Source organism: Synechocystis salina LEGE 00031 (assembly GCF_015207985.1).
Lineage (GTDB): Bacteria > Cyanobacteriota > Cyanobacteriia > Cyanobacteriales > Microcystaceae > Synechocystis > Synechocystis salina.
The window spans coordinates 1-1,200 of sequence record NZ_JADEVV010000112.1; the positions used below are offsets into that span (position 1 = coordinate 1).

At 40.8% G+C, this 1,200-nt stretch carries 1 protein-coding gene; it reads left to right on the plus strand.

Going from position 1 to position 1,200, the window contains the following annotated elements; genetic code table 11:
* The first annotated feature begins 423 nt into the window (after positions 1-423).
* Complete coding sequence (locus IQ217_RS18725) at positions 424-1,080, plus strand: WD40 repeat domain-containing protein (RefSeq protein ID WP_228024335.1); 657 nt, start codon at positions 424-426, stop codon at positions 1,078-1,080.
* Positions 1,081-1,200 lie beyond the last annotated feature (120 nt).

Here is a 1,200-nt window from a genome sequence, read left to right on the forward strand (position 1 = left end):
TTAATTTGACTGATGAGCGACTCCATATTCTCCGCTTTTTTACTCAATCCTGCCGTCGCTACTATCTTCTTCCAGTACCTACTTGCTAATTATTTTCCCTCCTCTCTAAACTCCGGAATGTGGGTTTCAAAAAGTTTCTGAAATCACTCCCTTACCCAAGGACACAGATTAAACTGACATAATTTGAGGCAAGTGTGTATGCCAATTAATCTCACTGGAGAATCGAATTTTGTAATTCTAGGGGCTACTGGAGGACAAATATTTGCCAGTCAGGTGGGTAATATTGGCTTAGTCGGTAGTTTTGGAGCCATGGCCGTAGGGACTCCGGTAATTGTGGTGAGTGGTGCTTTGGCCGGAGCGGCGATCGCCTCAATATTAGAAGGCATTGAAAGTGGTGATGTTAAGGTTCTCGGAATAACTACCATGGGATCGGTGCTGGGCGCTGGTTTTGGAGCTAGCCTAGGCAATGTTGGAGTTGCCATGGGAGGAACAGCTTTTGGCATTGGCATGGGAACTATGGCTGTGACTGGGGGAATTTTTGCCCTGGGGGCATATCAATTAATCAAAATGTTTGTTAAAGATAGCCCAAAGGAATCCTACGGACAGATTTTTTATCGTATGGAAGAACAAATTTCATATGAGGAATTTTACGTCCAGGCCCTATTAGAATTAGACCCAATCCTGCAAGAATTAACTTGGTATGGAAAATTCAATGATTTAGAACTCAATCATGAATTGGAACAGTTAAGAATAAATCTTGGTTTGTCAAATAATCCTGATCATCAGATCGATCAGCAATGGCAAACTGTTGACAGCCAACAAGAATTACTGCAATTGAAATTTGAGCTAGAAGAAATTTCACAAAAAAAAGATACTGAAGAAAATATTTTTTATCACTATGGCTTGCCCGGAATTAATACAAATAATAAAGCAATTATTACGGTTAACTTATCCAGAGAAAATTGGCAGTCCATTGAATTAAGACACATTGAAAATTTTCCTGTTTATTCTTTGGCAATCAGTGATGACAGTCGCTTTTTATTTAGTGGTCATAGTGATGGTTGTGTACGCCAATGCTGATTGACTGACAAAAGTTTAAGAGGACTCGTAGGAATAGACCTGGAGAGTAAACTCAAGGGCATAAAGGCGGCGGTGATGCTGACGAAGGGAAGCCATAGCCGGTTCAGGGTCTTGATGGGA